Origin of the sequence: Pandoraea cepalis (assembly GCF_902459625.1) — a bacterium.
GTDB classification, from domain to species: domain Bacteria; phylum Pseudomonadota; class Gammaproteobacteria; order Burkholderiales; family Burkholderiaceae; genus Pandoraea; species Pandoraea cepalis.
Window position 1 is genome coordinate 507,365 of the sequence record NZ_CABPRY010000001.1, and the last position, 22,061, is coordinate 529,425.

The 22,061-nt window shown below is 65.7% G+C and carries 20 protein-coding genes; 8 read left to right on the forward strand and 12 right to left on the reverse strand.

Annotated features, from left to right (window positions below):
• Window positions 1-18: 18 nt before the first annotated feature.
• Window positions 19-1,737: an acid phosphatase gene (locus tag PCE31107_RS02250; protein WP_130027666.1), complete on the reverse strand. Its 1,719-nt coding sequence runs from the start codon at window positions 1,735-1,737 to the stop codon at window positions 19-21.
• A gap of 239 nt (window positions 1,738-1,976) precedes the next feature.
• The gene (locus tag PCE31107_RS02255) at window positions 1,977-2,906 is read right to left on the reverse strand and encodes a LysR family transcriptional regulator (RefSeq protein ID WP_150606229.1); all 930 of its coding nucleotides are present in this window, start codon (window positions 2,904-2,906) and stop codon (window positions 1,977-1,979) included.
• A 213-nt stretch (window positions 2,907-3,119) separates the two neighbouring features.
• Here PCE31107_RS02255 and PCE31107_RS02260 point away from each other — a divergent pair, with 213 nt between their 5' ends.
• Window positions 3,120-3,740: an NAD(P)-dependent oxidoreductase gene (locus PCE31107_RS02260; protein WP_150606231.1), complete on the forward strand. Its 621-nt coding sequence runs from the start codon at window positions 3,120-3,122 to the stop codon at window positions 3,738-3,740.
• A 69-nt stretch (window positions 3,741-3,809) separates the two neighbouring features.
• On the opposite strand, the gene alkB is transcribed toward PCE31107_RS02260, so the two are convergent.
• From alkB to PCE31107_RS02285, 5 genes are all read right to left on the reverse strand, one after another.
• On the reverse strand, window positions 3,810-4,469 hold the full coding sequence (alkB, locus tag PCE31107_RS02265; RefSeq protein WP_150606233.1) for a DNA oxidative demethylase AlkB: 660 nt from the start codon (window positions 4,467-4,469) through the stop codon (window positions 3,810-3,812).
• The gene (locus tag PCE31107_RS02270; RefSeq protein WP_150606235.1) at window positions 4,466-5,197 is read right to left on the reverse strand and encodes a 2OG-Fe(II) oxygenase; all 732 of its coding nucleotides are present in this window, start codon (window positions 5,195-5,197) and stop codon (window positions 4,466-4,468) included. Before PCE31107_RS02270 ends, alkB begins: the two co-directional genes overlap by 4 nt.
• Window positions 5,194-6,399 (reverse strand): bifunctional DNA-binding transcriptional regulator/O6-methylguanine-DNA methyltransferase Ada, encoded by a 1,206-nt coding sequence (gene ada / locus PCE31107_RS02275; RefSeq protein WP_246181686.1) that lies wholly within the window; start codon window positions 6,397-6,399, stop codon window positions 5,194-5,196. The genes PCE31107_RS02270 and ada overlap by 4 nt, the downstream gene beginning before the upstream one ends.
• Before the next feature lie 88 nt (window positions 6,400-6,487).
• Window positions 6,488-7,477, reverse strand: a complete 990-nt coding sequence (locus PCE31107_RS02280) for a copper resistance D family protein (RefSeq protein WP_150606237.1) — start codon at window positions 7,475-7,477, stop codon at window positions 6,488-6,490.
• Window positions 7,477-7,887, reverse strand: coding sequence for a copper resistance protein CopC (locus PCE31107_RS02285; protein WP_150606239.1), 411 nt, complete (start codon window positions 7,885-7,887; stop codon window positions 7,477-7,479). Before PCE31107_RS02285 ends, PCE31107_RS02280 begins: the two co-directional genes overlap by 1 nt.
• Window positions 7,888-8,290: 403 nt before the next feature.
• Here PCE31107_RS02285 and PCE31107_RS02290 point away from each other — a divergent pair, with 403 nt between their 5' ends.
• Window positions 8,291-9,541, forward strand: a complete 1,251-nt coding sequence (locus tag PCE31107_RS02290) for a GTP-binding protein (protein WP_150606241.1) — start codon at window positions 8,291-8,293, stop codon at window positions 9,539-9,541.
• A 65-nt stretch (window positions 9,542-9,606) separates the two neighbouring features.
• Here PCE31107_RS02290 and PCE31107_RS02295 read toward each other — a convergent pair whose 3' ends face one another.
• On the reverse strand, window positions 9,607-10,326 hold the full coding sequence (locus PCE31107_RS02295; RefSeq protein WP_150606243.1) for a pirin family protein: 720 nt from the start codon (window positions 10,324-10,326) through the stop codon (window positions 9,607-9,609).
• Between the two features lie 375 nt (window positions 10,327-10,701).
• Between PCE31107_RS02295 and PCE31107_RS02300 the strand changes: the two genes are divergently transcribed.
• Window positions 10,702-11,571: a PhzF family phenazine biosynthesis protein gene (locus PCE31107_RS02300; protein ID WP_150606245.1), complete on the forward strand. Its 870-nt coding sequence runs from the start codon at window positions 10,702-10,704 to the stop codon at window positions 11,569-11,571.
• 22 nt (window positions 11,572-11,593) lie between these two features.
• On the forward strand, window positions 11,594-12,175 hold the full coding sequence (locus PCE31107_RS02305) for an IMPACT family protein (protein WP_130024662.1): 582 nt from the start codon (window positions 11,594-11,596) through the stop codon (window positions 12,173-12,175).
• 75 nt (window positions 12,176-12,250) lie between these two features.
• On the opposite strand, the gene PCE31107_RS02310 is transcribed toward PCE31107_RS02305, so the two are convergent.
• Entirely contained in the window at window positions 12,251-12,655 is a 405-nt protein-coding gene (locus PCE31107_RS02310) for a hypothetical protein (RefSeq protein WP_150606246.1), read from the reverse strand.
• Between the two features lie 168 nt (window positions 12,656-12,823).
• Window positions 12,824-13,285, reverse strand: coding sequence for a hypothetical protein (locus PCE31107_RS02315; RefSeq protein WP_150606248.1), 462 nt, complete (start codon window positions 13,283-13,285; stop codon window positions 12,824-12,826).
• Window positions 13,286-13,933: 648 nt separating this feature from the next.
• Between PCE31107_RS02315 and PCE31107_RS02320 the strand changes: the two genes are divergently transcribed.
• The 4 genes from PCE31107_RS02320 (at window position 13,934) to PCE31107_RS02335 (ending at window position 17,630) form a co-directional block, all read left to right on the forward strand.
• Complete coding sequence (locus tag PCE31107_RS02320; RefSeq protein WP_150606250.1) at window positions 13,934-14,452, forward strand: hypothetical protein; 519 nt, start codon at window positions 13,934-13,936, stop codon at window positions 14,450-14,452.
• 275 nt (window positions 14,453-14,727) lie between these two features.
• On the forward strand, window positions 14,728-14,997 hold the full coding sequence (locus PCE31107_RS02325) for a hypothetical protein (protein ID WP_150606252.1): 270 nt from the start codon (window positions 14,728-14,730) through the stop codon (window positions 14,995-14,997).
• A 463-nt stretch (window positions 14,998-15,460) separates the two neighbouring features.
• Window positions 15,461-16,501 (forward strand): porin, encoded by a 1,041-nt coding sequence (locus PCE31107_RS02330; protein ID WP_150606254.1) that lies wholly within the window; start codon window positions 15,461-15,463, stop codon window positions 16,499-16,501.
• Between the two features lie 280 nt (window positions 16,502-16,781).
• Window positions 16,782-17,630, forward strand: coding sequence for a 3-hydroxybutyryl-CoA dehydrogenase (locus tag PCE31107_RS02335; RefSeq protein WP_130024668.1), 849 nt, complete (start codon window positions 16,782-16,784; stop codon window positions 17,628-17,630).
• A 90-nt stretch (window positions 17,631-17,720) separates the two neighbouring features.
• On the opposite strand, the gene PCE31107_RS02340 is transcribed toward PCE31107_RS02335, so the two are convergent.
• Together PCE31107_RS02340 and PCE31107_RS02345 are read right to left on the reverse strand one after the other, a co-directional pair.
• The gene (locus PCE31107_RS02340; RefSeq protein ID WP_150606256.1) at window positions 17,721-19,712 is read right to left on the reverse strand and encodes a hypothetical protein; all 1,992 of its coding nucleotides are present in this window, start codon (window positions 19,710-19,712) and stop codon (window positions 17,721-17,723) included.
• A 321-nt stretch (window positions 19,713-20,033) separates the two neighbouring features.
• Window positions 20,034-21,905, reverse strand: a complete 1,872-nt coding sequence (locus tag PCE31107_RS02345; RefSeq protein WP_150606258.1) for a hypothetical protein — start codon at window positions 21,903-21,905, stop codon at window positions 20,034-20,036.
• Window positions 21,906-22,061 lie beyond the last annotated feature (156 nt).

The window sequence follows — 22,061 nt, forward strand, 5'->3', positions numbered from 1 at the left end:
CGCCAACCTTAACCATCCTCAAGCGAACGACAGCGTCTTCGTCAGATCGCCCGGCGGCATGGCGCCACGCGCCGCGAAGGCGGCGTTGCGATGGGCGATGCCTTCGAGCGTCGGCAGATCGTACAGGCGCGTGACGAAGCGCAGGATCGACGTGGTGTCGTAGAAGGTGTGATCGACGTTGCCGCGCTTGGCGAACGGCGAGACCACCAGTGCCGGAACGCGCGAGCCCGGCCCCCAGCGGTCGCCCTGCGGCGGCGCGACGTGATCCCACCAGCCGCCATTCTCGTCGTACGTAATCACGACCATCATGTTCTGCCACTGCGGCGACTTCATGAGGTGGGCCAGCACGTTCGCCACGTGTTGGTCGCCCGATTCCACATCCGAATACCCTGCGTGCTGGTTCAGGTTGCCCTGCGGCTTGTAGAAGGTGACGGCCGGCAGCTTGCCCGCAATGGCGTCGGCGATGAATTTGTTCGCGATCGGGCTGTCGCCCTCACCTCCATCGCGCAGATGCATCTCGCGTGCGGCCGTGCCGGGCGCGAACTGCGCGAAGTAGTTGAACGGTTGATGGTGATATTGGAAGTTCGGTTTGTCCGCACCGCCCTTGTGATCGAGCGCCGACTGCCACGCGCCCGCGTACCAGGCCCATGACACGCCTTTCGTCGAGAGCACGTCGCCGATGGTGGCAAACGTTTGCGGCGGCAGCGTGGCGGGGTTGGACGGATCGGCCAGACGTTTGTCGCCCGAGGCAGCGGGCTTGATCGGCGACGGCTGGTAAGCCGGCATCATCGTGTTCACTGCGAAGTTGTCGGGCGTGATGGCACCGTCGCGCACGAACTTCGGCGGACCGCCGGCCGCCGAGGCGGGCGACTCCGGCGACACTGCCAGACGCACGCCTTGCGGCCCATCGGCCAGCACGGCGATCTTCTCCTTCGCCGGACTTTGCGCGGCGTTCGGATACACAGGCGGACGTCCCGCGATCAGGAACTGGTGGTTCAGGAACGAACCGCCGAAAGCCGCCATGAAGAAGTTGTCGCACATCGTGTACTGCTGCGCGATCTTGTACATGTCGAGCGTCTTGGCCGTTTCGCCGTAGTAACCCATCGTCAGACCGCCCGAATTGGCCCATGCGGCGAACTGGTTGTTCTTGCCGCCGTTGATCTGCATCTGGTTCTGCCAGAACAGGTGCCACAGATCGCGCGTGATGACGGACGTCGGAAGCAACTGGCCCTCGGCGTCCTTGAGCATGAACGGCGCGTTCGGCGCGCGCGCGATGTCCTTCTCGGTGATGTGGTACTTCTTCCCGCCGACGGTCTGCGCGCGCGGCACGAGACCCTCGAAGATCGGCGGCAAAAGCGGCATCGGGGTTTTGCCGTCGCGATCGAGCTGGGTGTAGACCGACGCCGGCACCTTCGAGAGGGGCTTCTCCACGCCGGGGAAATCGCCGAACAGATTGTTGAAGCTGCGATTCTCGAGATAGATCACGACCACCGTCTTGATGTTGGCCTTGAGTTGGGCGTCGAACGTGCCGCCAGCGGCGACGCTCGTCGGCGCGCCAGCACCGCCCTCGGCGGCGCAGCCGGTCAACGCCGTGGTGGCGCCCGCCGCACTGGCCGCACCGATGGCGGCGAGGCCTTGAAGCAGGCGGCGGCGCGACGGATCGCTCGGGTTGTCGTCGTGCGCGAGGTCGGCGTCGAGCGCGGGATCGTGAGGTTGGGGCTTGGCGTCGTGCGTCATGATGTCCTTGATGAGCGAGTCGGGCGTAGGCATTCGGCGAGGCAGGCGAGCGCACCCGCATCCGGTCGGTAACGGCTGGCGGACGCGCGCAGCATCGCCAGACTGCCGGGGCGGGGCAGGCAGACGACGTTTTTACGCGGGGAGTGTGACAATTCAGTGACGCCGTCGCGGCGTCACGACAGACAGCACGGGGTGGGGGCCGTCGGCGTGGCGCAAGCCGCTCACGTCGTTCATGCCGCTCATGCCTCGGGCGCGGCCGGTCGTCCGGCGTAGCCCGTGTCCTCGAACAGCTCCGTGCGGAACTGTTCGACCAGATCGTCGAGCAGGGCGCGCAATGCGCTGGGCATCTGCTTGCGCGACATGTACACGCCGTAGACGGTCATCTCGCGCGGCACGTAATCGGGCAGTAGCGCGCGCAGGGTGCCGTCGCGCAGATGCGGCAGCGCCGAGTAGACCGGTTGCATCGAGATCCCCGCGCCCGCCAGCGTGGCGGCAAAGACCACATTGACCTCATTGGCCGACAGATTGCCGCCGACGGGCACGCTCAACGGAGTGCCGTTGTGCGTGAACTGCCAGAGACTCTTGCCGAAGTACGTGTAGGTCAGGCAGTTGTGCAGGCTCAGGTCTTCGGCGCGCTCCGGCGTGCCGTGACGCTGGAGATACGACGGCGCCGCACAGACCACCGAGTGGCATGTGGCCAGCCGCCGCGCGATCAATCCCGGCGACGGCTCGGACGTGACGCGAATCGCCAGATCGATGCGCTCGTCCACCAGGTCGATGGTGCGGTCCGCCACCACGAGATCGATAGCCACACCGGGATGGCGCAAAATAAACCGTGTGACCGCCGCCGCCAGGAACGCCTGGCCGAGCGACGTACTGCAAGCCACGCGCAACAGACCGCGCGGCGCGCTGTCGGCGTGCGATGCGCACGCCAGATCGTCGGCGATGCCCAGCATCTCGCGACAACGCGGCAAGGCGTCGTTGCCAGCGTCGGTGAGGCTTACCGCTCGCGTCGTCCGGTGCAGCAGCCGCGTGCCGAGCCACGCTTCGAGTTCGGCCAGATAGCGCGAGACCATCGCCCGCGACATATCGAGCCGCTGCGCCGCCGCCGTGAGCGAGCCGCGCTCGGCCACTTCGGTAAAGACCCGCATTGCTGTCAGACGGTCCATGATTTGCTCGATCGACGCAACAAAGTGATCGCCATTATGGGCTTTTTTTGGGCGACTGACGCGACTACGATGGCAAGCATGCGTGTCGTCGAACGACGGCATCTTCGGGGCAAGGCGACGCCGATGCGTTGCCTCAATGCGGTCCCGACGGCTGTGCGCGCTGAGCGTCTGCCGCCTATCCCGCATTCCCCCATCACGCCCAGGAGAGTCTTGATGAAAGTCGCTTTGATTGGTATTACCGGCCGCGTGGGTACGCGCGTTGCCGCCGAACTGCTGCAGCGTCATCACACGGTGACCGGGATCGCCCGCAATCCCGAGCGCGTTGACGCCGAGCAGGGGCTCACCGTCGTCAAGGGCGATGCCGCCGATCCGGCGATGCTCGCGCCGCTGCTCGCCGGTCACGATGCCGTGATCAGCGCGGGTCGCTTCGCCTCGATGGACGCCGCCAAGCTCATCGACGCCGTGAAGCAGGCCGCCGTGCCGCGTCTGCTCGTCGTGGGCGGGGCAGGCAGTTTGGACATCGCGCCGGGCAAGGCGCTCATCGATACGCCGGAATTCCCAGAAGCATACAAGCCAGAAGCGAGTGCCGGCCGCGTGTTCCTGCAAGTGCTGCGCGCCGAGGCAAAGGACGCACCGTTGAACTGGACGTTCCTGTCGCCGTCGGCGTTGTTCGAGCCAGGCGAGCGCACGGGCAAGTTCCGTCTCGGCGGCGACGCGCTGCTCGTCGATGCCAACGGCAAGAGCTGGATTTCGATGGAGGACTACGCCATCGCGCTGGTCGACGAACTCGAACGGAACCAGCATCCGCACGCGCGCTTCACGGTCGGCTACTGAGCGCTACCGAGCGCTGCCGATTGCCGTCGAGCGTGACATGACGGCGGCGCGCGTCGATCGTCGGCGCGCTCAGCGCGCCTGCCGGAACGTGAGGTTGTAACGCACGGCTTGCGCGTCGAAGCTGCCTTCGACGCCGGCAATGCCGTGATAGACGAGTCGCGACGGCCCGCCCCAGACGACCACGTCACCCGGGGCGAGACGCATGCGGCGGGTGCGATCGCTACGGTGCAATCCGCCCCACAGGAACGTCGCGGGAAGTCCAAGCGACACCGACACGATGGGCGCGCCCAGATCGCGCTCGTCGCGATCCTGATGCAACGTGAGCCGCGCATCCAGCGAGTAGCGATTGACGAGACAGGCGTCTGGCGCGAAGTCGCGATACCCGGCAGCGTCGGCGGCGTGGTGTGCGAGCGCGAGAAACGATGCCGGCATCGGCGGCCACGGTTGCTGCGAGAGAGGATCGTGCGTGCCGTAGCGATACCCCTGCCGGTCGCTGATCCATCCCACTTCCCCGCAATTCGTCATGGCGACCGACATGCGCTTGCCACCTGGCGTCAGCCAGTGACGCAGCGGCGCTTGCGCGATCACCGCGTCGATATCGGCCTGCAAGGTCGTCAGTTGTGACTGCGCGAACCCGCGCAACACGAATGCGCCCGGACCGAGTGCGTCGGATGGCGGCGTGCCGTGGTCTTTGTCGTCGTGCGCTGAGCCGAAAAGGTCGAGTGTCATGTGGCGTCGTGCAGGATCACGCCGAGCGTGTGTCGATGGCCACTGCGCACGCGGCTCACGCCGTGGCGCAAATTGACGCGGTACACCCCGCGCGTGCCGTTCACCGGACGGTGGTGCACGGCGAACACGACTGCATCGCCGCGCGTGAGCGGCACCACCTCGGCGCGCGACTGCATGCGTGGGCGCTGCTCGGTGAGGACGAACTCGCCGCCCGTGAAATCCTCGCCGGGCCGAGACAGCAAAATGGCTACCTGCAACGGGAAGACGTGTTCGCCGTAGAGGTCTTGATGCAGGCAATTGTAGTCGCCTGCGGCATAGCGCAGCAGCAACGGCGTAGGGCGTCGCTGACCGGCGTTGTGGCATTGGTCGAGGTAGGCACGGTGCGAGGGCGGGTAGCGCGTGTCAATGCCCATCGCGACGTGCCAGCGGTGGGCGATGTCGCGCAACGGCGCGTAGAACGCTTCACGCAATTCGGCGACCAGCGGCGGCAGTGGGTAAGCGAAGTACTGATATTCGCCCTGCCCGAATCCGTGACGCGCCATGACGATACGGCTGCGGAAGCGGGGCGATGTGGGGGTGATGCTCGTGGGCGCGTCGGTCTCGCCGTACATTGCGCAGAGCGCAGCGCATTCGCTGGCGTTCAGCAGCTTTGGAATGCGCGCCGCACCGAAGCCATTGAGTTCGTCCTCCAGGGCGGCCCAATCGAGCGACAGCACACGCGCGCTCACCGCGTCACCTGGGGCGTCGCGTCGCCACTTTCCTCGCCCTCGTGGGCGAGCAAGGCGCGCTTGCGCTCCACGCCCCAGCGATAGCCCGACAGGGCGCCGTCATTGCGCACGATGCGGTGGCACGGAATGACGACGGCCAGTGGGTTCGATGCGCATGCCTGCGCTACCGCCCGCACCGCCCGAGGGGCACCAATGCGCTCGGCGATCTGCGTGTAGCTGGCGGTCGCGCCGGCCGGCACGTCGCGCAGTGCTTGCCACACGCGTTGCTGGAACGCCGTACCGCGGACATCGAGGGGCAACGACAGACCCGCGCGCGGCGACTCCACGAACCCCACCACCTGGGCCACCCATCGCTCGAACTCGGCGTCGGCCCCGACCAGTTCCGCCTGTGGAAAGCGGTCTTGCAAGTCCTTTACGAGCGCGTCGGGGTCGTCGCCCAACGACACGGCACAGAGTCCGCGCGCCGTGGCGGCGACCAGCAATGCGCCGAGCGAGCACTGCGCGACGGCGAAGCGAATCGATTCGGCCTTGCCGCCCGCGCGGAACGCCGCGGGCTTCATGCCGAGCAGCGCGTCGGCACTCGCGTAGAAGCGGCCGTTCGAATTGAAGCCGGCGTCGTAGTACGCCGACGTGACGCTCTCGGCCGCGGACAGTGCGTCGCGCACACGCTCGGCGCGATGCGCGTTGGCATAAGCGCGCGGGGTCACGCCCGTGACCGCGCGAAAGAGTCGGTGGAAATAGTGCGGGCTCAGGCCGGCTTCGGCAGCGAGCGCGTCCAGTCGCGGTGGCACCTCGGCCGTCTCGATCTGCCGACAGGCGGCCGTCACCAGTGCGGCGTGACGGGCTTGGCGCGCGCCGGATGCGCCAAGCGCCGGCTGGCAACGCTTGCAGGCACGAAAGCCCGCGCGCTCGGCCGCGGCGCTATCGGCATGGAACGTCACGTTTTCGCGCCGCGCGAGCCGCGCGCCACACGAGGGGCGGCAATACACGCCAGTCGTTCGCACGGCATAGAAGAATTCGCCGTCCGCCTGTTTGTCGCGCGCGGCGACCGCGGCCCACTTGGCGTCGTCGGTCGCGTAGCGCGATTTGGCCGAAAGGTGGCTCGCCGGGACGGTCGGCGTCCGGGCCTGCGAAAGACTCGGGCTGCCGGTCGGGGCGCCGGGATGAAGGGGGCGTTTGGCGGTCATTGGATCGGTGGACATCGCAGGGGGCTCCGGACGACTGAGGACTTGCCTTCAGTGTAGGGAGCGGGTCGCGATGCCGCGCTCCGTTTCTTGCTGTCGAATTCGGTCAGCCGCCCGGCGGCATCGTCGTGCCAAGCTTGGCCGCAAGGCTCATCACCATCACGAGCACGAGCGCCTCGATGGCGACCACGCGCGCGAAGGCCGTCGTATCCAGCGGCGTCTCGCCCGTGTCCAGCGCAAGACGCGGCAAGAAATGCCAACGGTTCCAAGCACCCAGCAATGCGGCAATGCCGACGAGCACGAGCTTCGTGACGAGCCAGGCGAAGTACGGCGCGTTCTGGGGGGCGAACCACAGCGAGGGCGTCTCACCGAGGGTGCGCCATGCGTTGAACGCCCCCGTCACCAGCGCGACGACCATGGCCAGTGCGGCGACCGAGGAAAGCCGTTCGCCATACGCTGCCCGTGCGCCAACTGGCCAATGACGCCAGCCCGGGATCGCGCATCCGGCCACGAGCAGCGCGCCGGTCCATGAGGCCGCGGCGGCGACATGCAGCGTGTGAATGCCAATGGCGAGCCACGGCACGGCCGCATCGGCCGCGTGCCCCGTTCCGGCGCGGGCGAGCGCCAGCGTCACGGCGCCGGCGGCGTAGACAATGCGCGCGTAACGCTCCTGACGATGCTCGCGACGATGATGCCGGTCACGAGGATCATCGGCGATCGGCAGCGCCGCGCGCAGGCGGCGTCGCGCGTCGTACCAGGCCCAGACGCCCGCGCACAGCAGTGCGACGCCGAGCGCGGCGATCCATTGCATCCGGCCGAAGTGGGTTTGGGTAAGCACCACCCACACGTCGCCCATCATGGCGGACGTGCTTTCCCAGTCGCCGCCCGTCATCGCATCGGTGCTTGCGAATACGTAGGCGATCCACGCGAATACGGCGAGGCCCGCCGCAAAGGCCGGCAGCACGCGCAGGGTGAGGCCGCGCCGCACGGCGTGCGGACTGCGCAGCAGCAGCACGCCGAGGGCCAGGGCCAGCGCCAGGTTCAGCAATCCTGCGGTGGCCGGCTGCCAGGTGCCGGCGGCCAGATCGGCCGACATCACTTCACGGAGAATTTGATGTTGCCTTGCGTGCGATGGCCGTCACTCGCGACGGCGACCCAGTTCGCTTGATAGCGACCCGCGGCAAGCGCGGGAAGCGACAGCGTGAGCGTTTTGCGCGCGGCGTCGAGTTCGGCCTTGGCCTGCGTGACCGGTTTGCCCTGGGCGTCGACCACGCCAAGCTTCGAGAGCGCGCCTTCGAGCGTCGAGTCGAACGTCACGCGCACGGCCTTCGGCGCTGCGACACTCGTCTGTGCGGCCGGATCGCTCGAGACGACGTGTGCGTGGGCCCACGCCCCTTGTGAGAGTCCGGTCAAGCCGACCACGGCCGCCAGTGTGAGTCCGTGCGTCGCGCGTCGCAGGAAGCCAGTGGCACGAGGAGCATGGGAAGCGTTCTTGGAAATGCGCATATCGAGTGGGCTAACGAGTTGGGTAATGATTTGAATAAGCCGCGAAGACATTCGGGTGGCGGCGTTCGCAGGCGAGCGGTAGGGCCGAACGCGCTCGCCCGCGTCGGCGAGGCGCTCGCGCTGTCCTGCGCGCAGGCGCGCTCAACGCCGCTCGCGCAGTATCGCAGACCTTGCAGACCGACGCAGCCATCTGCGGGTTCCCAGGGGGCGCGTCTCGCGCGGCAATGTGTCGCGCCGATTGCATCGACGCATGCTTGTCATTTTACAACTCAGTTGCAAAATGACATCGACCTCAGTATCATCGCGCCATGTTGCAACTTGGTTGCATTAATCGGGCCGCGAACCGCGCCATGGGACGTCCGCGCGCCGTGCCGGCCTCACAAGATCAAAGGACTTTGCTGCCATGACGATTCCTCTCGGGGCATCCGGCGACGCTGACCGTCGCCTGCCCGTGACCGTGCTTTCCGGTTTTCTCGGGGCCGGCAAGACCACGTTGCTCAACCATGTGCTGCGCAATCGCGACGGCCTGCGCGTGGCGGTGCTCGTCAACGACATGAGCGAGGTGAACATCGATGCGTCGTTCGTGGAGCGCGGTGCGGCCAAGGCGGGCGCGGCGCTCTCGCGCACGCAGGAGCGTCTCGTCGAGATGAGCAACGGCTGCATCTGTTGTACGTTGCGCGAGGATTTGCTCATCGCGGTGCGCGATCTGGCGCAGGAGGGCCGCTTCGATTACCTGCTCATCGAGTCGACGGGTATTGCCGAGCCGATGCCGGTGGCCGCGACGTTTGAATTTCGCGATGAGGCGGGCAAATCGCTCGCCGACATCGCTCGTCTCGACACGATGGTAACGGTCGTCGACGCCCTGCATGTGCTGGAGGACTTCCACAGTGTCGACACGCTCTCGCAGCGCGGCGAAGTGGCCGGTGAGGAGGATGAGCGACGTCTGGCCGAACTGCTGACCGAGCAGATCGAGTTTGCGGATGTGGTGGTCGTGAGCAAGGGGGATCGCGTGGACGCGGCGCGGCTCGACGCCGTCAAGGCGCTGATCGCCGGTCTCAATCCGTCGGCCCGCATCGTGCTGGGCGAGCACGGACAGGTACCGCTCGCCGATGTGCTGGGCACGGGGCTTTTCGATCCCGAGCGGGCAGAGCGAATGGCCGGTTGGGCGCAGGCGCTCGAGGGCGAGCCTGTGTCAGAGGCCGACACCTACGGGGTGACGAGTTTTGTGCTGCGTCGTCGTGCGCCCTTGCATCCGGCGCGCTTTGCGTCGTTCATGTCGATGCCGTTCGACGGCCTCATTCGCGCCAAGGGGTATGTCTGGGCCGCGAGCCGTCCGGCGTGGGCGCTCGCCTACTCGCGCGCCGGCAATACGGCGACGCTCGAGCCGATGGGGCAGTGGTGGGCTGCCGTGGATCGGGCGGTGTGGCCACCCGAAGGTGATCCGCAGCGCGCCGACATCGAGGCGAACTGGGAGGCGCCCTGGGGCGATCGCATCAATGAAGTGGTGTTCATCGGACGCCATATGGATCGCGACGCCATTGAAAAAGCGTTCGACGCCTGCTGCCTGAGCACCGTCGAATGCTCGTTGGGGGACAGCGCCTGGCGCGACGCGGAGCACGCGCTGCCGCTGTCGATGGAGAGCGAGAGCGCGTGAACCGGGCGCGCAAGACGCACCGCAGAGCGAGCGTGTCGCCGTACGGTGCGTCTGCGTGCCGCGCCTTAGAAGTCAGGCGTTTCCACCGGGCGCAGGTCGAACACGAGCACTTCCGCGTTGGTACCGTGCGAGAGCGTGAGCGCGGTTTCGTTGCGCACGCGCACCCCGTCGCCTTCCGCCAGCGCCACGCCATTCAAACTCACGCCACCGCGTGCCACATGCACATAGGCGTAGCGGTTCGGCGCGAGCGTCAGCGTGGCCGACTCGTCGCCGTCGAACAGTCCGGCATACACACGCGCATCCTGATGGATGTGCAGCGAGTTGTCGCTGCCATCCGGCGAGATGATCAGGCGCAGTTGGCCGCGCTTTTCTTCCGGCGTGAAGTGTTGTTGCTGATACTCGGGCGCGATACCTGCCTGATTCGGCACGATCCAGATCTGCAGGAAGTGCACCGGCGAGGTGGGCGAGTGGTTGAACTCGCTGTGCGCCACGCCGCGCCCGGCGCTCATCAACTGCACGTCGCCCGGCTCGATCACCGACCCCGTGCCCATGGTGTCCTTGTGTTCGAGTGCGCCTTCGAGCACGTACGAAAAGATCTCCATGTCGCGGTGCGGATGCTTGCCGAAGCCCTGAGCCGGGGCCACGCGGTCGTCGTTGATCACCAGCAGGTCGGAAAAGCCGACTTGCTTCGGATCGTAATAATTCGCGAACGAGAACGTGTGGTGCGAGTTGAGCCAGCCATGGTTGGCAACGCCTCGGTCCGCAGCTTTTCTGATGTCCATCATGATGGGCTCCTATGTCTTCGTCGTTTCATTGAGAGGCCGGGTTGGCCTCGATGAATGTCATTTTAGAGTCCTGCAGAAAAACCACAATCCGCCTGATTTGTGAATAATTGTCCTGATTTAGGTGACAATCACGGCCGACGACGATCCCCCCGTCTTTCGGGCGCGAGGCGGACGATTCTTAGTGCGTGGGGTTCAAGCGGCCGAAAGCGCGGGCGTTGGCGCGCGCGCCGGTGCGCGATGTGCGAGACTACGGACCTTCTTTCCCATGGCTGGCCGGCCAACGCGAGCAGGCACGGCACGCTGTTATCGGACACCTGTGCGCGCATGGCTCGAGGGCCGTGCGGTCGTCCGACCCGCCCCCACTGGAGATTCGTCATGAGCCGCACCTATGCATTTCGTATCGTCAACGTCTTCGCCGAAACGACCTTCGGAGGCAACCCGCTGTGCGTTTTCGAAGATGCGCGCGGGCTGAGCGACGAAGAGATGGGATCGCTCGCGCGACAGTTCAACTTGTCCGAGACGACGTTCATTCTGCCCTCCGAGACGGCCGACGCGCACGTGCGAATTTTCACACCCGGTTATGAAATGCGTTTTGCCGGGCATCCCACGCTGGGGACGGCGCACGTGCTGCGTGCCATGCACGCCCTGGGCGACCGCGTGACGCTGCAATTCGCCGCCGGCCTGGTGCCGGTGCAGGCCAGCGGCGATCATTGGACGCTCACGGCGCCTTCGTCGGGCGAGCCGAAGATCAAGCCTGCGAGCGAGGCCGATGCCGACATCGCCGCGCTGGTGAGGCTGGGGCGCGACGATCTCGCACAGTCGCCCCAATGGGTCGACACCGGGGCCGATCAACTGCTGATTCCGTTGCGCAACGCCGACGCGGTCGCGCGGGCGCAACCCGACAGCGCGCGTCTGGAACGCTGGCCGCTCTCGAGTCTGGAGCGTAAAACGGGCTACGTGTTTTCCATCGACGAGGCGACGGGCGGCGAGTTGCAGGTCACGGCGCGCTACTTCTTCACGACGCAGGGCGGCGGTGTGAGCGAGGACCCGGGCACGGGATCCGCTTGCGCCAACCTTGGCGGCTGGTTGATCGGACAAGGGTATCCGCTGCCGGTGCGCGCGCACGTGTCGCAGGGCGACGCCATCGAGCGACCGTGCCGGTTGACGCTCGAAGTCACGGCGGATCGTCGGATCCTGGTGGGCGGTAACGTCATCGAACTCGCACGCGGCGAAGTGCGCCTGTAAGGCGCCGGGAGACGACAGTCGTATGTATGCATTGGCAGCGCCGGTCGACACCGAGCTGGACATCAAGAAGAGCCGGTTCATCGGCATCGTCATGCCGGTAACGTCGCGCGAGGCGGCCATGCGCGAACTCGGCGCGCTGCGTGTGCGCTACCCCAACGCCACGCATTATTGCTGGGTGTTGTTGTGCGAGGGCGCGTCGGGTTTCGACGACGATGGCGAGCCGGGCGGCACGGCGGCCAAGCCCATGTACAACGTGCTCATGCACAAGGGCCTGACGAATGTGCTGGCGGTCGTCGTGCGCTATTACGGCGGTATCAAACTGGGCGCGGGCGGCCTGACCCGCGCCTACGGGCAGGCGGTGAGCGAAGCGCTCAAGCTCGCCACGCTCACGGCGGTCGAGCCGACGACCGAGCCGCGCTACCGCTGCACCTTTGCCCACGAAGCGACGCTGCGCCGGTTGGCGGAGCGTCATGGCGCCGAGGTGCTCGACGCCACCTACGACGACGCCGTCACGCTGCGGTTACGACTGAAGATGCGTGACGTGGCGGCGTTCGAAGCCGACGCGACGCAAGCCCTCAGCGGCGGCCTCAAGCGGAGCGATTGAGACGATGAGGCGGCCGGTCGTCGCGTGAGACGGCGCGCCGTGGCCGGACAGGGGCAGAAACGGCGAAGCGCGGCGTCAATGCTCGAAGAGGTGGAAGGCCTCGAAGTGGTTCCGCCGTCGCGAGAGCGCCACGAGATTGACGATGCACACGAGCGCAACCAGCGCGAAGAGGGGCGCGGAGACTTCGATGGTGTCGCGCGCGAGCAGCGAGACGAGTGTCAACGCCACCATGATCGCCAGCATCGCACGATGCAGCCACGTCGCCAGCCGCAGATGCCGCTCGGATTGCGCCACGAGCACGATCAGCGAGACATAGAACGGCGCGGCAAGCAGGGCCAGCACGCAAAGCGCTAGGAGCACGCCAAGCACGCTGGCGAGCAGTGCATGCCCGTCGGCGGCGCTCGATTGCACGCCGACGACCGTTGCCGCAGCGAGATAGAGCAGCATCAAACCATCCAGAACAATCGCGGTTCGGTTCATGACATCTCTCCGACGAAAAAGGTGCGGAGGTGAGATCGCCCCGCGCAAGGCGACGGGGTCCGGTTGCGGTCCAACGCTCAGAGGAAGGTTTCGGTACTTGGCGGCAGGCCAGATTAGCCACGCGATGCGATAGCACCGTGACAGCCGCCCGCGGTTCGGAAGTCGTCGTCAGCGGGGTGGTTTCGGTGTGGCCAACGAACGTGGCGTGTCGTCCAGGCCGTCCGCGTTGCCGGCCATCGGTGGCGCCAGGCCCAGCCAGACGGCGGCCGCGTCAATGGCTACCGGGTCCACCGTGGCTTGTATGCGGTAGATCGACACGTTGCCACTTTCGTCGGCACAGAACAGGTCGCGCTCCAGATCCGCCAGGATGTCGAGCCGTTGCTGACATCGGTAGAAGCCCAGTGGCGTGAGATCCTGGACCAGCGCGGCCAGCGTTTCGGGATAGAGGTAGAGGCGGCGCGGCCAATGACCGTGCCGGGAGCGGAACGTGCCGAGGGCGCCGAGCACGTGGGCCAGCGTGCCGCCATGACCGCGAACGCACTCCATCAGGCACGACGGGTCATGCGCCAACGCAATGTCAGGGTCTGGCGTGCCGGGGCGAAGTCGGCCGGGAAGGGTCGGGTGTCCCATGGTTCACCCCGCGTAACGCACGACCATGCGTGCGCACGGCAAGCCAAGTATTGCCGATAACGTACAGGTATCCACAAACACTCCGTTGACTTCCCGAAGTTGCGTGCCCGGCGAATATTGGTCTAGTGATTTGATAGTTGCAGACGACTGCAACGGGCGAAATCCGCACTTTCGCCTAATCCGTCGGCATGAGGTGCCGACGATCTCGCACTGGACGGCGACACGGACTCTGTGGCGCGTGAGCACGCAATGAAAACCGGCGGACTGAGCCGCCGGTTGATGCCCCATCGGGGCGTCGCCAGCCGCGTGTACCGGCGCGGCATGGTATGGGCCAAGCAGACTTGGCACCGGAAGGCATTGCCGTCATGCACTGAACCGTTTCCAGTTCCCGGCCGTGCCCATGCAGTTTGACTGCCCCTTGAGTATAGGTCGCGCGCGTGTAAGCGAATCGACTTTTCGGATGAGGGGCGCCACGGGCGGGCCCTTCGGTGGGCAAGCCCCGAATTGACACAGGATTTGCGTCGTGCCCACGGTTTCGTCCGCGCCGACTTTGGGGTCTAATGTCACCATTCACGACGTGATCGCAACGCATGCGGCTCCCGCATCGTCATCGCGCGATACGACGCCAGACCCCAGCCGAACATTCCAATGATGGCAATTAATTCTCTACAACGATGGACCCTGCTTGCCTGCCTCTGTGCGGCGCAGTCGGCGATCGCCGCCGACCAGTGCGAGGGTATCCTCATGCTGGCCAAGAGCGCGCAGACTGGCTTTGACAACATCTCCGGCCCGCTTGCGGCCAAGAACGACCGCGGCGAGAGCTATCAGGCCACCTACTCGGTGCCGGGCGGCGACTGCAAGGTGTTCCGGGCAAAGGGGCTCGCACCGACTTACGAATGTGTCTGGGATTACCAGAAGATCACGCCGGCGGATCTGCGCCGCGAGGCGCAGGGATTCGCCACGCAGGTCTCGCGCTGCACCCGGGGCGTGACCACGCTGCGCACGACCACGACAAACGCTGCCGGTTTGCCGGCCGAATGGCAGAGTGCGAGCCGGAAGTATGCGCGTCCGGTCAACTTCACCGTCACGGCACAGGACTTGGTCACACCGCGCGGCGAGCGCCTGCGAGAAATCTCGCTGTCCGTCGAAAAGCAGATCGAGAAGTAAGCGGTGCGCTACCGTCGCCCGGGGGGACCCCCTCTCGCGCGAGGCCGCTCGGTGGCGCGCCCCGTCCCGCTGGAAGGGGCTGGCGCCACCATGAAGCGGCCGTTACAAACGGTTGCAGACCGCGCCACGCATTAACATCTTTTCGGTCGACGCTCATTCGACCGACCCGGTACAGTCATTCTTGAGGCGTATGGCGCACAGGTAACCCATCGGTGCCGTCCGCGTCTCGTGCCAACCGGCCCCACATTAGGGCCGGCCGCGATGGCTGAACCCAAATGAGTGCCCGACTTCGTTACTGTTTCCTGTTGCTGCTTGTGTGTGCCTATCCTGCCTGGGCAGGGGGCGGGCGCGGGCGCGACATGCTGGATTTGAACAAGGCATCGCTGCGGGAAGACATCAGCCGTTTCAGCGCCGATCGCGGTCGCGGTCAGGCGGCCTATCCGAACTGGGCGGCCCCGGCGGAGCCGCGTGAGCGCCAATACTCGCCGCAAGGCGAGCCACGCGGGTCGCGCGGCGGTGGCGGTGGCGGCCGTCGCGGTCGCTGACGCTTGTTGCCGCGGGCGGTCCCCCGCCGGCGTTGCTGTCCCCACTTCCAGTTTTTCCCCTCCCCTCCGATGTCCTTGGACGAGCCAGGCGTTGCACATGTGCAACATCGGATGCGCTCGCCCATTCCCAGCAACGTCTGCCAATCACGCGTCCCGCGCCTCCATTATTTCCCGACATCACGGCGAATGTGAGCAATCGCTAACTTGCTGATGTAAGGGACATATCGATTTCGTTATACCGAGACTAACTTTGGCGCGGATGGTCGGCTGAATTTTGTCTCCCCACCATTTCCCGGCCACTTCGTGTGGTGCGTTTTTTCTCGACGGTTCGGCCTATCTGCGCACGGCACGCCTGTGCGAGAATCACGGCCGTTTATCAGGGAGGCGCTTCGCCAGCGGGCGCCAGCCGCTCCCGTGCACATCGGGAACGGGCACACAAAAGACATAAACCAAGGAGAAGTGAATGAAGCGGAGCATGGCCAAGGGCATTGGCGGGGCACTCGTGTTGGGCGCGTGCATGAGCGCGCCGGCGTTCGCACAATCGAACGTCACGCTGTACGGTCAGGTCGACGCCTGGATGGGCGCGGTCAAGAACCCGGGCGGCGATCGCGCCTGGACGCAGGGCGGCGGCGGCATGTCGACATCGTACTGGGGCATGAAGGGTAACGAAGATCTCGGCGGCGGCCTGAAGGCGGTGTTCGTGCTGGAGGACTTCTTCCGTCCGCAGAATGGTCAATACGGCCGCTTCCAGGGCGACTCGATGTTCTCGCGCAACGCGTACGTCGGTTTGTCGTCGGACACCGCCGGCACGGTCACGCTCGGCCGTCTCACCACTTCGTACTTCGTCTCGACGATCCTGTTCAACCCGTTCGTCGATTCGTACACCTTCAGCCCGATGGTGTTCCACACGTTCATTGGCGCGGCAGGCCAAGGCATCGTGGGCGACTCCGGCTGGAGCAACGCCGTGATGTACACGACGCCGAACTTCAAGGGGCTGTCGGGCAGCGTCTCGTATGCGTTCGGCAACAAGGCCGGTGAGACGGGGCAGAACAAGTGGAGCGCGTCGGCGTTGTACTTCAACGGTCCGTTTGCGGCGAGCGTCGCTTACCAGCAGGTGAAGTTCGATTCGCAACCGGACGACCTCGCCGGCATGACGGGCTTTCGCAGCCAGCAGGCCGTGCAAGTAGGGGCGACGTACGACCTGCATGTGGTGAAGTTGTTCGGCCAGTATCAGTACATCCGCAACAACATCACCGGCGGCGGTGTGTCGGAGAATGGCGGCCAGCTCGGCGTGTCGGTGCCGCTGGGCAACGGCAGCGTGCTCGCGTCGTACGCTTACACGAAGAGTTCGGGCGCGAGCAATGTCAACCGCAAGACGTGGGCGCTCGGTTACGACTACCCGCTGTCGAAGCGTACGGATGTCTATGCTGCGTACATGAACGACCGGGTGAGCACGCTGTCGGGCGGCGATACCTTCGGCGGCGGCGTTCGCATGAAGTTCTGACGTTCCCCGCGCACGCGGACTTTATGCGCGTGCCGAAGGAATCATCGAAGGGGGCAGACGCCGATTGGGCGCGTCTGCCCCCTTCGTTCGTTATGTCGATCGCGATGTCATGGTTTGCCGACACCGACACCGACACGCCCGGCAGATCACACGCCAGAGTCAGCATCGTTTCGCAGAGCGGTTTCATGTGTCACCGAATCCACGGGTCCGCGCTATGATTTGTGCACCGCGCAAGACGGTATTCCCGCCATCCCCCGAGCACAAACGGAGTAGAGACGACATGACGATTCAACACGTAGGCATCATTGGCGCAGGCACCATGGGCAACGGCATTGCACAGGCCTGTGCGGTGGCCGGGCTGCCGGTGACGATGGTCGATATCAGCGATGCCGCCGTACAGAAAGGCGTGGCGACGATTGCCGGCAGCCTCGATCGCCTGATCAAAAAAGACAAGCTCACGGCCGCCGACAAGCAAGCCGCACTGGCGCGCATCACGACCTCAACCGACTACGCCTCGCTGGCCGACGCCGACATCGTGATCGAGGCGGCCACGGAGAACTTCGATCTGAAGGTCAAGATTCTCAAACAGCTCGAGGGCGCGACGAAGGACAGTGCGATTCTCGCGTCCAACACGTCGTCGATCTCGATCACTCAGCTTGCCGCCGTGGTCGCCAAGCCGACGCAATTCATCGGCATGCACTTCTTCAACCCGGTGCCGCTGATGGCGCTCGTGGAGATCATTCGCGGCTTGCAGACGAGCGACGAGACGCATGCGCGTGTCGATGCCCTCGCGCGCCGACTCGGCAAGTCGCCGATCACGGTGAAGAACGCGCCGGGCTTCGTCGTCAACCGGATCCTGGTGCCGATGATCAATGAGGCCTTCTTCGTGCTGGCCGAGCATCTGGCGTCGCCCGAAGAGATCGACGAAGGCATGAAGCTCGGCTGCAATCATCCGATCGGACCGTTGGCGCTCGCCGACATGATCGGTCTCGATGTTTGCCTGTCCGTGATGAACGTCTATTACGAATCATTTGCGGACTCGAAGTACCGTCCGTGCCCGTTGCTCAAGGAAATGGTCGCCGCCGGGTATCTCGGACGCAAGACCGGGCGCGGCGTGTACACGTATTGATGCGCGCCGGCTGAACGGGCGGCAGCTCCGGCGCGTGCGACGCGCCGGGGCCGGATGCGCAGGCGGATCCGAATGCGCGTGACCCGGGTCTCACTCCGACGGCGCGGGGCCGGTGCCTCGCGACAACACCGTTTCCGACGATGTCCGGCTGGTGTCCTGGCTGGCGCTGGCCGATGCCGAAGGCCCCAGCGAACTCCCTGAACTCCCTGAACTCCCCAAACGCTCACGGCCGACCGACCCCTTCGGGCTGGGCCGGTGGATGCCGAGCGGGCGGGTCAGGGATACGGCGTAGGGGGTGCCCGGCAGATGCCCGATATCGGTGAGTGCCCGGTTGATGATGCGCCCAGCCTCGTAACGGGACGTGGCGCCCGCGAACGAGATGGCTTTCGTGGTGCTCCACGGGTCCAGCAGCAATGTCGAATGGCGCGTCAAGTAGGCGGCTTCCCGGAAGAATTCCCGACTGATGCCGTCGCGATGGTGCGGATGGGGCGGGTTGGGCGTTGAGCGATCCAGTAGCTTGATGAAGTGTTCGGACTCCGTATAAAGCACCATGACATGGGGCGGCCGATTTTGCGGCTTGAAGGTAATCATGCGGATTTGCTCTTTGGCGACACCGTTTGCGATCAGGCGATGGAAGAGAATCTCGGCGTTCTCCTGACAAAAAGCTTCCGCCGCGGAGTTCCACTCGTAATACATTGACGTGATCTCGGCTGCAACGCGTTGTTGTTTGGGCAACGGCAAGGTCGGATCAATCTCCTTGCTCATGGAGCCGCGAAGGGCCGTGCGATGGCCGATGATCGAGTTGTCGCGATTCGGCTGGAGATCTGCGCGATTCGTCCGCAGCAAATGCAGTTCACTGAGTTCGGCAAATGCGAGTTGAATGGCTTCTTGCGAACTTTCGTCGGGAACGTGGCGGACAGCATGCGAAATGTCTTCGAAACTGGTGGCGATGCTGTCGGGCGGATACGCCAGATGGCTCGAACCGCATCCGCCACCACACAGTCGCAGCGGGGCATGGGCGTGCCAGGTGCCGGTGCTCGCATCGTAAGTCACTGGCACTTGCGCGCGGCTTTCGGCGCTTAGAGGGGCATCGACCAGCCAGTGATCGCCACTGAGGCCGCGCCGGGCCCGGTAGTAACCGGCTTCACCCCTCAGGTAATGCTGGCCCTTTACCACAACGACGCGCGCTGGCTTCCCAGCGGGGAGTTGATCGGCCGGCAAGAGCAGCTCGTAGCCACGCAGATACTCGTCTTCGTCAACGATTTCCGGTTCGTTCACGCGCGCGGGGGCGTTCGCAGGGCTGGCCGGTGGTGCGGGGGCAAAACGAGCGACGTCTCCCGCGTCGGCAGAGTCATCGGCATCGATACCCACGCTCTCGTCATGCGCATCGCTTTGCGCGCCGGATGGGATGGGGTTGCCCGGACCGGCACCGTCGACGACTTGCGGCGCAATACCGTCGACCATCGCTTCGGCAGGCATCGCGTCGGCGTGACGCGTCTGTAAGGACTTGATGATCGGCCGAGGCGCCGACGGCGCGGGCACCGGCGCGGACGAATCGCCGCGAAGCGGCGGCGCCGACCCCATGACGCGCGGATCGGCATATTGGAGAAATCCGGCGATTTTTTCCGGATCGAGGCTTTTGCCTTCGAGTTCGTCGCAGGCGATGTCGGCCAGGTCGCCAGGCAGCCGCAATAGCGGCACGACGGGCAGCAAGTCTGTCGCAAGGTCCAGCGCTTCGCCGCCTTGTCGAACGCGTTGCCGCACCTGCGGATCGACCTCCTCGCCACTCAGGATCTCGTAGGCGTCACCCACCGATTCGCCGAGGTAGCGGAACGGTGCGCGGGCTGCGGCCACCGCTTTCAGGAAGTCGTGAAACGTGTAATCCGACTTGATCAACGGGTGATCCACCGGCCGTATGTCCACGTCGTCGAACTCGGTTCTTGTGGTTGTGTTGGCCAACGCAAGCGCTTCGGCATCGATCGCCGTGTCGATGTTGGCACTGACTTCGCCGGAGCGGTCGGGGGCAAGGTCGCGTTTTGGCACGGCGCCGGATGCGGGGGGCGCGAGATTGGCGACCAGCATGATCGCGAGGGCGGCAGGCCATGCCGCGTTGTGTGTCGGCCGGCCGGTGCCCACGCGCTCAAGAAGTGCTGGGACGTGTAGCCCGGTCCCGGGTCGCCCGAGGCGCGCGCCGCGAAACGCATGGGACAAGCCCGCGGCGGGCCCCGACCCGTTCGCGCGATGTTGGGGCGCATGCGGGAGTCCGTAGCACGGGGAGACACGGGGGAGGCGGTGGTGTGAAGCAAATGGCATGAAGTCCTCCAAAGGGGCGGTCGGTGAGGCACACCGACCGCCATAACGCGCAGCGCGCGACAAAGCGGGCTGTGAGGGCGAACCCCACCGTCACGCGAGGGCGTGTGGCGAGGGCGGGGCATCCTTCCGACGATGCGGATTCGCCTCGGCGCTCCGCCCGCTCGGGGTCGCGCTATGCATGCCGAGCGGGCGCGTCACGGAAACGACATAGGGATGTCCGGGAACGTGTCCAATATCGGCGAGTGCCCGGTGGATCATGCGGCCGGTCGTGCGCCGGCTGGTCGCGCGCGCAAACGAGATGGCTTTCGTAGTGCTCCACGGGTCCAGCAGCACCGTTGAATCGCGCGTCAAGTAGGCGGCTTCCTGGAACAACTCGTGACTGATGCCGTCGCCGTGAAGGGCCGACGGTGGCTGCGGTGTCGAGCGGTCCAGCAACTCGATGAAGCTGTCGGATTCCGTGTACAGCACCGCGACATGCGACGGCTTGTTGTGCGGCTTGAGGGTGATCATGCGAATCCGATCTCGCGAAATACCGTTCTCGAGCAGGCGATGAAACAGGATCTCGGCGTTCTCCTGGCAAAACGCTTCACTTGCCTCGCGCCATCCGTAATGCGTCGCCGTGATCGTGGACGCGATGCGTTGCTGCTTGATCAGCGGCGCGTTCGGATCGATCCGTTTTCTCATGGCGCCGCGCAAAGCGATTCGGTGATGGATGATCGAGTTGTCGCGACCGGGTTGCAGATCGGGTCGATTCGTTCGTCGCAAGCGTAAGGCGCTCAATTCGGAGAACGCCGTTTGAATCGCCTTTTTCGCCCCTTCGTCCGGAACATGGCCTATCGCCTGCGCGATGTCTTCAACGCTGTTGGCGATGCTGTCCGGCGCATCGGCGGGGCGACTCGCCCCACATCCACCGCCGCACAGGCGCAGCGGCGCGTGAGCGTGCCATGTGCCGGTGCTTGGGTCGTACGTCACCGGCACTTGCGCCCGTCGCTCGCTGCCCGGCGGGGCATCTATCAGCCAATGGTCGGCGCTCACGCCGCGATGTGCCCGGTAATAGCCTGCGTTCCCTTTCAGGTAGTGATGGCCGTTCACGAGGACGAGATCCGGCGATTCGCCGCCGGGGCGCCGAGCGGCCGGCAGCGGTTGCGCATAGCCGCGCAGATGGGTATGTTCGTCGACGATGCGGTGCCGGTTCGCCGGTGCCGGTTCGCGTGCCACGCCCGCCGCAGGGTGCTGGGCGGGCCGGGCGGGGTGTGCTGCGGCCGCAGTGCGAGTGCCCGCGATTTCGCCCCGCGCGGTCGCTCGCGCGAGCGTTCGCGGCGCCGATCCCATCACGCGCGGGTCGGCATATTGCAGCAGGCCGGCGAGCTTGCCGGGGTCGGGAGGTTTGTGCCCGAGTTCATCGTCGAACAAGTCCGCCAGATCGCCGGGAAGTCGCAACAGCCGCACGCCGGGCAGCACGGAGGTCGCGAGATCCAGGACATCGGCGCCTTGCTCAACGCGGCGGTGTACGTCTGGATCCATCGTCCGGCCGCTGAGGACTTCGTAGGCGTCGCCCACCGACGCCAACAGGTAGTGGAAAGGGGCGCGCGCGGTGGAGACGGCTTTCAGGACGTCGCGAAACGTATAGTCCGTCTTGATCGTTGTCGAGTGCTTCACGGGGCGGCGAATCACCTCCGCGTGCGCGGACGCGGCCAGGGTGCCCGACGGCGGCACCGCGTTGGCATTGATTGATCCGACGCACGGGGTGCCCGCGCCCTCGCCCTCGCGCGTGTGATGCGAGGATGCGGGCACGCGCGCGAGGGCCGGTGCGGCGAGATTGGCGACAAGCAGGAGGGCCAGCGCGGCGGGCCAGACGTGATCGCCGGGCGTGTGTTGGGTGGCAGACCGCTCACGCGGTACGCGGGTCGACGAACCGGACTCGGCGCGTGTCGGGCGCGCACCGCGGAAGGCACGGCACAAGCCCGTCGCGCCGCTTGGCGTGCTTTCGTGCCGTCGCGGTACGTGAGGTATGTGAGTGACGCGAGGTGCATTCGGTAGCCCGTAACAAGGCGCGACTCGCGTGTCGCGGCGGTGCGAAGCGAATGGCATGAATGCCTCCAAAGGGAAGGGGGATCA